Below are 7,966 nucleotides of genomic sequence, written 5' to 3' on the forward strand. Positions count from 1 at the left end.
CAATCTGTGTTTTGTGGATTTTACTTGGCCAGAATTGTGTTTTTTTAATCTCTTTTCAAGATTATTTGTATGACCATAATAATACATATAATCTTTTTGACTTTTTAAAATATATGTGCTAAACATTTTGAAGAAAATCAATTTTCTCAAGAACAACAAAGATTTGTTATTCATTCAAGACTTCCGCATTCGACCACTTTCCGAAGGAATCCCTATGGGGCTGCCATCTCTCCTAAGGAGGTGCAACGATAAACTTAGTTTTTAATCAACACTCATATTTTGAAATATTTTCACTCAATAAAAATCTCTTTAATGATTTAATGAGAGAATTATTAATGGAATAACATCAAATCTTTAATTTTAATTCAAAAAAAGTTACGATTTTAACAAAAATAATCTTTCATAAAAGATAGTAAATCAGCCTGTTGTGTTTTTGTAAGTCAAAAATACTTGCGACTGCCTATTTCAATATTGTATATTCGAGTAAGGTTTTTATCAAAGCCACCAACAATTTTTTAAATAGCTTTTTTAACAACATTTTCCAAACAAGACTATAACCAAACAAAAAGAAGTATCATGGAAAAAAGCTTAATTCTGGATGTCCTAAAATATGCCAAAATAGTTCTATTACTCTTTTTATTACTATTATCATTTACATTATTTTCACAAGACTTACCTGCTGAGAGAAGTATTGATTGGTCGAAGGCAGGACTAGAAACCAGCCAAGTAGAAGTAGAGTATACTATTAATATCATGGATTTTGGTGCCACTGCCAATGGTGTGTCAGATGATTATGCATCTATTTGCCTGGCCATTGATTATTTTGCCGGAATGCCGGGCATAATATTTTTTCCGCCTGGTTATTACCTATTTGGTTCACCAATAAATCTACCTTCCAACATCATATTAAGAGGAGCTTCATCAGACTCCTCTTTTTTTTATTTTGACTTTTCGGAATGCTCACCTCAAAGTTGTATAAATGTTTGTGGAAAGGAAAGCCGGGCAGGCGAAAAACCAGTTACAGCAGCTGCAGCAATTGAGACATACAGTTTGGAAATTCAGGAAGCATCAAATCTTTTTCCCGGAGACTATATTGAAATATATCAGGAAAATGGTTCATGGGATATTAAACCAGCTGATTGGGCTACAGGGGCTGTGGGGCAAGTGATTCAAATTAAGGATATTGATGGAAATCGGTTAACACTCAACGAAAAGTTGCATTTCACGTATGATACTGCCTTACATCCTAAAATTAGAAAGATAAATCCTGTTAAAAATGTTGGAATAGAATATTTGCACATAAAACGATATGCTTGTGTTGATGAAGGAAGTGGTTACAATATCTTTTTTAATATGGCTGTAAACTGTTGGGTGAAAGGAGTTGAAAGCTCGATGAGTTATCAAAGTCATGTAATGATTAATTCATCATCGCATATTGAAATAAGTGGTTCCTATTTTCACCATGCTTTTAGTTATGAAGGATCGGCAACACATGGCTATGGAATTACACTAAATCGTCATTCAACTCAATGTTTAATTGAAGATAATATTTTTAAACATCTAAGACATGCTATGATGGCAAAAAATGGAGCTAATGGTAATGTCATTGCATACAATTATTCTACTGATCCATTTCGTTCAGAAGTCCCAGCAAATGCTGCTGCTGATATTAGCTTACATGGTCATTTTGCACATGCGAACTTAATTGAAGGAAATATTGTCCAAAATATTGTTATTGATCATTATTGGGGTCCTTCAGGTCCGTTAAATACATTTTTAAGAAATCGAGCAGAATTATATGGAATAATAATGACTACTTCTTCCTGTGAAACCAATAATCAGAATTTTATTGGCAATGAAACTTCAAATACGATGCCTCTGCTCGGAAATTTTTTCTTAACAGGAAATAATCATTTTTCTTGCGGGAACAATATCAAGGGAACCATCATACCTGCAAATAGCAATCAATTCAGAGATGAATCGATGTATTTAAGCGAGCTTCCTGATTTTTGGACCATTAAAGATAATTGGCCATCGATAGGAATTCCCAATGTATTGAATTCAGGAAGTATTCCTGCTAAAGAAAGATTTTTAAAAGGAGAACATTTTACCGTTTTTCCTTGGGCAGCTGATAGCAATACTTTGTCAAGAAATATGAATCAACTGGAAGCAAATGCAATTCAGCTGTTTCCAAATCCTTTCACCGATAAAATAAGTCTTGATGCTGGAGAATTTGATCGTTACTCCATAATTAATATGCAAGGAGCAAAGGTTATGGATGGAATTATTGGGGAGGGTATTATGAATCTTTCAACACACGGACTGAATTCAGGTACTTATGTTTTATTGTTAAGCTCTGTTAATTCTACAGCACAATTTAAAATTCAGAAGAAAGATTAATTCTCTGGTATGGCATTTTTGTAATGCTCATACCTTTCATTAATTTCTCGAACAAAGTTATAGGACTCTTCTCCACGGCTATATCCATATTTAACAACAGGATCGTGATAGTATTGAGGATCTGATTTGAGCAGAATAAAAGTATCAACATTATTTCGCCAAATATCAGTATCTCTCCCATATTTTTCTGCAAGTCGAATGGCATCTAAAACATGGCCTAGTCCAGAGTTATAGGCAGCCAAAATAAAATTCAATCGCTCATTTGAATCAGGAACCATATCAGAGAATTCTTTATCAAGATATTTGATAAATTTACAACCTGCGTTTATTTGTTGATCGGGTGAAGCAGTTTGGTCAATACCAAAATTAGCTGCTGTAGCTGGCATTAATTGCATAAGTCCAAAAGCTCCTGCCCAGGAGGTTACATCAGGTAAAAAGTGAGATTCCTGGTAAATTAAAGAAGCCAATAAACGCCAATCCCAATTTATTTCTTTTGCATGTTTTTTAATTAACGCATCGTAGGCTGATATTTTTCCACCGCCTAAAGTATTGTATTCACTTTCAGTTATTTGAACATGTTTTGGGTTTTCAAAATACTTGCGATAGAGATATTTATATTTGGCAGTTTTTTTAAATGTTTCCAACCAGGTGTTTAATTCTTCTAACAAGTCATTTGACCCTTTGTGAACTGCCCAAGCAAGATATTGTTCAAAACTAACACTTGTTTTGATATCAATATTGGAATAATACGTTCTATTAACCATGGCTACATGTTGATCGCTAACCGTATATTTTATTTCACCACGTGCAACCATTGATATGAGTTGTTCCTGCTTTGTGCTTGTTTCTATAATATTAAAATCAGTACCCGTTTCATCTCTTAAATTTTGGAGTCTTGGTACAAATGAAGAGTTTTTCTGAACATAAATTGTAATACCAGAAAAGTCTAAAGGGCTTCGAATTAAACTGTCTGACAATTGTTTATTACTCATATTTTGCCAACCCTCAGGTTTTTGTTGCACCAATACCTGTTTCGTTTTAATGATGGGGGTTGTAAAATCAAATAATTCAGCTCTCTCTCGGGTAATGGTTAAATCGAGAGCAATAATATCTGTTCCATAATCGAGTAAACAAGAGAATGTTTTATCAAGTTCTGTGCTAATGCCAATGTCGAGTTTAACACCTAAATGTTCTGCAAAAATCATCAACAAATCGTAATGAAAACCCATTGGTTGACCTCTGTAAACAAAATAGTTTGTAGAATTATAATCAGTTATAGCTGACAATACTCCTTTGTCCAAGACTTTGATAAGTGTATGCCTTGACTTATTATCATTCCCATCATCATCCGGCTTATTCTTATTGTTACAGGAATAAGATAGAAATATAAAAAAGAAAAGAAAAAGAGTAAATCTTTTTAGTATAAATAGTTGAAGCATTTTCATGCTTTTGGTTTCTTGATTTAGGGCATTGTAATGCAAATTACTACCCAATAAGTTTGAAATTGTTAGGCAGTTATCTCAACATTGTGGATAAGTAAGTCGGAAAGTGCGTTTAAAGCTTATCGGGGATGTATTTAAATTGATTTGCTTTTAATTTATATCAATTGTAAAATGAAAGCAAATCATTACCTATTTTTTCCTATTTTTGAAAAGCTAATTAGCATAATTTAATTGTAATATAAAAATCGAAAATGATGAAAAAGCGTTCATTCTCCATCCTTGTAATTCTTCTGGTACTTTTTAACTTTTCATTTGCACAAGACGATCCTTTTGCTATAAAGAAAAATGCAGGAGAAATTAGTGTGGTTTCAGGAGCTGAATCAGGTTCTTATTATCAAATTGCTCAAGATATTATCAATATTTATGATGGAAAGATTAATTTAGTACCATCGAAAGGTGCTGTAAACAATTATGATATGCTTATCAATAATCCTGATATTGATATTGCATTTACACAGTATGATGTTTTGCTAAAAGCAAAACAATACGATTATCAAGCAAAAACTCACAATACAGATAAGATCAAGGTTTTATTACCCTTAGGTTCAGAAGAAATACATTTACTTGTGCGCCTAGACAGTAAGATATATAGTATTAGTGATTTAAAAGATAAAAAAGTAGGAGTAGGAAATCCTGCTAAAGAAGGTACATATTTAACTTCAGGTTTAATAAAAAGTATTGCTGGAATTAATTGGATCGATTACGGAAAGTCGTTTGACAGTTCATTTATTGCTCTTATTAAGGGTGATATTGATGCTTTGTTTTTTGTTGGTTATGCACCTGTAAATAAACTAAAATCTTTGTTGCCAACCTATAATCAACTAATCAGGTTAGTGCCCATTAAAGATGAGCGATTAGGTCAATTTCATAAAAAATCAATAATTCCTGCAGGCACCTATCCTTGGTTGTTTTACAATGTTGAAACCTATTCAGTTAATTCATTTTTGGTTACCAATACAACCAATGAAGCACCAGCAGATGCAGAGATATTAGAGAAGTTTTTATTATCCATTCGTGATAATCATGCAACACTTAAAAGTGAAGGACACCCCATGTGGAATGAGGTAGATTTGAAGTATAATAATATACAATGGGATATTCACCCTGTAGCCAAGAAAGTATTTAAACTTAACTAATTACATAAATGGGATTAGTTGAGTATCTTCTGATAGCTTTTTATTTAGGCTTATGCATCATGCTTATATTTTTGGGCAAGGGACATCGACTGGGCCCTTTGCAGATTTTTTTGGTTGCACTATTTCTGACTCCTATTATTGCTGCTGTTTTTATTTTATACAAGAAAAAAACAAGCATGATATATCATGTCAACAGATATAAATGTCCTCGTTGTCATTATAAATTTGATGAAGTTTTGACTGTTTGTCCTTTGTGTGAAAGAGAAGGATATAAGATGGATTTAGAAGCGGTCAATCAAATAATGACTTAAAGCTCTAAACTATTTCCCTTTAGAATTTAATTAGTTTCAATTGGTCAAATACCAATGCTGATTCAAATCCTCTACTTATAGCATAATATGCAATTTTTGAATTACGTTTGAATTCGTTTGTTTCTTTAACTGATTTGCTTTTTTTAATCAGAATTGTCTGGAGGGTATTTAAATATTCATCATCAGAAATTTCTTCAAAAGCTATTTCTATCAGTTTTGAGGATACTCCTTTTTGCTTCAAACCTTGGGCGATTTTTAGTTTTCCCCAATGTTTTTGGCGAAATCGACCTCTGCAATAAGCACGTGCAAATCGTTCCTCATTTAGGAAGTTCTCTTGAATTAGCCTAACGATAATTTCATTCCTATCATCTTTATAAAATCCCCAGTCATAAAGTTTCATATTTACTTCTTGATGACATCGTTCCTGATAAGCACAATATTTCATTAACTTTTGAAAAGCTTCACTATTGCTATATTTCTTTCCCTGGCTTGGCATGAGCTGATTGAATGGGCAAAGTTAATTATTTGCTTTTAATCCTTAATTTTGCTTTAAGCTAAATAATAAAAAAAATACAATGCGAGTTCTCTGCCAGAAGTCATTGCTCTGCGGAAGCTTTGCGAAAGCGATGCAGACTGGCATATGACCTTTTAAAAATAATTATAGACAGATGAAATTTTCTCTTGAAGAAATTTTGAAAATATCAAAGGGTGATTGCCTATGTAAAAATACATCATTTGAAATCGAGCATATTTATTTTGATTCAAGAAGATTGATTTATGTGCATAATTCGTTGTTTCTTGCTATTCAAGCTAGCAACGGTAATGATCAATCTTATGTTCAGGATGCATTTGATAAGGGAATTCGTGTTTTTATGATCGATAATCAAAAGGTTTTCAAAAGCATTCGTCCTGAAGTGTGTGAGGCTTCCACAGTGATTTTGGTGGAAAATTCAGTTTATGCCTTACAAGCAATCGCCACATGGTATCGGCACAAATTCCAAAGTGAAGTATTGGCAATTACCGGAAGTAACGGGAAAACAATTATCAAAGAATGGCTGTACCAAATGCTTTATAAATACGAGCATGTTTATCGCAGTCCTAAGAGTTATAATTCACAAATTGGCGTAGCCATATCTGTTCTTGGAATTAAGCATGAACATTATTTGAGTATTCTGGAAGCTGGAATTTCTCAAATCAATGAAATGAGTAATTTGGAGAAAATGATTCAAGCTGATATTGGTATTTTTACAAATATTGGGATGGCTCACGATGCAGGTTTTTCAGATAGAGAAGAAAAAATAATTGAAAAACTCTGTTTGTTTAAAAATTGTAAAAGCTTAATTTATTGCAAGGATCATGAGATGCTTCATGAAATGATAAGCAAACAGAAGAAAAATGGTTTTTTTACAAAAGAAATTCAATTAGTAAGCTGGTCAAGACATCAGGACGCTGATCTAAGGGTCTTGAAAATGAATAAGAGATTGACTGATTGTTCACTTGATTTGAATTATCAAGAGACATGTTTTTCAATTGAATTGCCTTTTATCGATGATTCCTCAATAGAAAATGCACTCCATTGCTGTTTGTTTCTACTTCATAAGAAGTTTGCTATTGAATTAATTCAAAAAGAGATTAAGCTATTGACTCCAATTGAGATGAGGCTTGAACTCAAAGAGGGAACAAACAATTGCACTATAATTAATGATACCTATAATAGCGATTTGAATTCCTTACAAATAGCTGTAGATTATTTAATGCAACAAAATCAACATGCCGAAAAAGTGTTGATCTTATCAGATGTTTTACAGTCAGGAAAAAATTCTCATGAACTTTATCAGGAGATTAATGAGTTAATTGTCTTAAAAAAAATTGACTATTTGATAGGGATTGGACCTGAAATTTATCAGAACAAGGAAATATTTAGCATAAAGAGTGATTTTTATTTAAACACTGATTCTTTTCTCAATCAGATCGATGAAAAGATTTTTAAAAATCAATCAATACTAATTAAGGGAGCCAGACCATTTGAATTTGAGAAAATAACAAATGCCCTGCAAAAGAAAATGCATCAAACGCGATTGGAAGTTAACCTGACCAATCTGATTCATAATCTTAATGTTTACCGTTCTCATCTAAATGCTGAAACCAAAATAATGGTTATGGTTAAGGCTTTTTCTTATGGGTCAGGAAGTTTTGAAATTGCCAATGTTTTACAGTTTCGGCAGGTCGATTATTTGGCAGTTGCTTATGCTGATGAAGGTGTTGAGCTCCGACAATCTGGAATTGAATTGCCCATTATGGTTATGAACCCGGATAAGCAAAGCTTTGATAAAATAATTTCGAATCAGTTAGAACCTGAAATATATAGCTTGGAATCGCTTTTAGATTTAATACAGGCATGTAACTCAACTTCTTGTTCAAGTGGAATTAGTATCCATATAAAATTGGATACTGGTATGCATAGGTTGGGATTTTCAATAGAAGATATTCCTGCTTTGATTGCTATGCTTAAAGAAAATCCGTCTATTATAGTTAGCTCAATATTCTCTCACTTATCATCAGCTGAAGATTCTGAGGAAATAGAAATATCGAATCAGCAAATAGAATTGTTTAAATC

The 7,966-nt window shown here is 32.6% G+C and carries 7 protein-coding genes; 4 read left to right on the plus strand and 3 right to left on the minus strand.

The window, feature by feature from the left end; all coding sequences use genetic code 11:
* Positions 1–126: GIY-YIG nuclease family protein (locus tag HOG71_02860; protein ID MBT5989771.1), on the minus strand; the 126-nt coding region annotated here is incomplete at its 3' end.
* Between the two features lie 450 nt (positions 127–576).
* Between HOG71_02860 and HOG71_02865 the strand changes: the two genes are divergently transcribed.
* Positions 577–2,400 (plus strand): T9SS type A sorting domain-containing protein, encoded by a 1,824-nt coding sequence (locus HOG71_02865; protein MBT5989772.1) that lies wholly within the window; start codon positions 577–579, stop codon positions 2,398–2,400.
* Here HOG71_02865 and HOG71_02870 read toward each other — a convergent pair.
* On the minus strand, positions 2,397–3,839 hold the full coding sequence (locus tag HOG71_02870; GenBank protein ID MBT5989773.1) for a transporter substrate-binding domain-containing protein: 1,443 nt from the start codon (positions 3,837–3,839) through the stop codon (positions 2,397–2,399). The two genes, HOG71_02865 and HOG71_02870, sit on opposite strands and share 4 nt — an antisense overlap.
* Before the next feature lie 257 nt (positions 3,840–4,096).
* Between HOG71_02870 and HOG71_02875 the strand changes: the two genes are divergently transcribed.
* Both HOG71_02875 and HOG71_02880 read left to right on the plus strand, forming a co-directional pair.
* The gene (locus tag HOG71_02875; GenBank protein ID MBT5989774.1) at positions 4,097–5,038 is read left to right on the plus strand and encodes a TAXI family TRAP transporter solute-binding subunit; all 942 of its coding nucleotides are present in this window, start codon (positions 4,097–4,099) and stop codon (positions 5,036–5,038) included.
* A gap of 8 nt (positions 5,039–5,046) precedes the next feature.
* Positions 5,047–5,349, plus strand: coding sequence for a hypothetical protein (locus HOG71_02880; GenBank protein ID MBT5989775.1), 303 nt, complete (start codon positions 5,047–5,049; stop codon positions 5,347–5,349).
* A gap of 19 nt (positions 5,350–5,368) precedes the next feature.
* Here the strand turns inward: HOG71_02880 and HOG71_02885 are convergent, their stop codons facing one another.
* The gene (locus HOG71_02885) at positions 5,369–5,845 is read right to left on the minus strand and encodes a RecX family transcriptional regulator (GenBank protein ID MBT5989776.1); all 477 of its coding nucleotides are present in this window, start codon (positions 5,843–5,845) and stop codon (positions 5,369–5,371) included.
* A 172-nt stretch (positions 5,846–6,017) separates the two neighbouring features.
* Here HOG71_02885 and HOG71_02890 point away from each other — a divergent pair.
* Positions 6,018–7,966: bifunctional UDP-N-acetylmuramoyl-tripeptide:D-alanyl-D-alanine ligase/alanine racemase (locus HOG71_02890; GenBank protein MBT5989777.1), on the plus strand; the 1,949-nt coding region annotated here is incomplete at its 3' end.

The sequence above is a fragment of the Bacteroidota bacterium genome, from assembly GCA_018698135.1.
GTDB lineage: Bacteria > Bacteroidota > Bacteroidia > CAILMK01 > JAAYUY01 > JABINZ01.

What these genes read in the sequence shown, in the direction of transcription:
- HOG71_02870 (MBT5989773.1), bottom strand. Translation starts at nt 3,839, where the DNA reads ATGCTTCAACTATTTATACTAAAAAGATTTACTCTTTTTCTTTTCTTT.
- HOG71_02880 (MBT5989775.1), top strand. Translation starts at nt 5,047, where the DNA reads ATGGGATTAGTTGAGTATCTTCTGATAGCTTTTTATTTAGGCTTATGC.
- HOG71_02885 (MBT5989776.1), bottom strand. Translation starts at nt 5,845, where the DNA reads ATGCCAAGCCAGGGAAAGAAATATAGCAATAGTGAAGCTTTTCAAAAG.
- HOG71_02875 (MBT5989774.1), top strand. Translation starts at nt 4,097, where the DNA reads ATGAAAAAGCGTTCATTCTCCATCCTTGTAATTCTTCTGGTACTTTTT.
- HOG71_02865 (MBT5989772.1), top strand. Translation starts at nt 577, where the DNA reads ATGGAAAAAAGCTTAATTCTGGATGTCCTAAAATATGCCAAAATAGTT.